1 protein-coding gene is annotated in these 879 nt (G+C 74.7%); it reads left to right on the plus strand.

All coding sequences use genetic code 11. The annotated features are described in order from the left end of the window. On the plus strand, positions 1-500 hold a 500-nt coding region (locus L0D17_RS13160), incomplete at its 5' end, for a hypothetical protein (protein WP_243095700.1). Positions 501-879: the final 379 nt, after the last annotated feature.

An 879-nucleotide genomic window follows, 5' to 3' on the forward strand; every position in this document is an offset into this window, starting at 1 on the left:
ACCGGGCCCACCTGGAAGGCCCCGCCCACCTCTCCCGCCTCCCGGGGCGGAAGGTCCTCCGCCTGGAGGCCCTGGGCCTCTTCGCCCGGCTGCGCCGCTTCTGGTGCCCCAAGAAGGAGGTCTTCCCCCCGGGGCTCTTCTGGGTGCGCCTCCACCTGCGCACGGACGGGGAGGGGTTCGCCACCTCCCTCCACCTGGCCGCGTGCCGCCCCCTGGGGGAGGCCCCCGTGGGGACCCTTCCGGGGGAGCCTTTGGGCTTCACCCTCCTGGGGGAGTGGCTTGGGGCCCTGGAGGGGGTGGGGCGGGTGCGCGTGCGGCTTCCCGGGGAGGTCCCCTTCGTGGTGCGCTTCCTGGCCCGGAGGCCCCACCTCCTTCCCGCCCCCGGGGGGCTGGTGCTGGCCCTGGGGGTGGTGGAGCGGGGGAGGCTTTTGGGGGAGGCGGTCCTGCGCCTGCCTCTTCCTCCCTCGGAGCTCCCCGGGGCCCCCTCTCCCGGCCTCTAAGGGCCCTAGAAGGCCGCCCCCTCGAGGGGCCAAGGGGGGAAAAGCCCCCCACCCCTCCCCCGGCCTTCCAGGGGCCCTCTAGGCGGCCGGAGGGCCAAACAGAAAACCCCGGCTGAAGGTCAGCCGGGGGTGGGGGATAAGGGTGTCCCCCTGTAAGGGTGGGCTTCTCGCCCGTGGGCCCGCAGGCCCTCTGTCCTGACCGCCTCCCGCAGGAGGCTTCGCACCACGCTTCCCAGCGCCGCAGCGCCAGGTAGCTCCTGGCCCTTTCGCCGGCCAGCGCCCGGTTTTAGGCCTCGGGACGGCCCCTCCTGTACGGCCGGAGGAACGCCGTGGCTGGCCCGTTTGGCCGGCCTTCGCCGCCACGGTTAGGCCCGTGGCC

The sequence above is a fragment of the Thermus thalpophilus genome, assembly GCF_022760915.1.
Taxonomy (GTDB): Bacteria; Deinococcota; Deinococci; order Deinococcales; family Thermaceae; genus Thermus; species Thermus thalpophilus.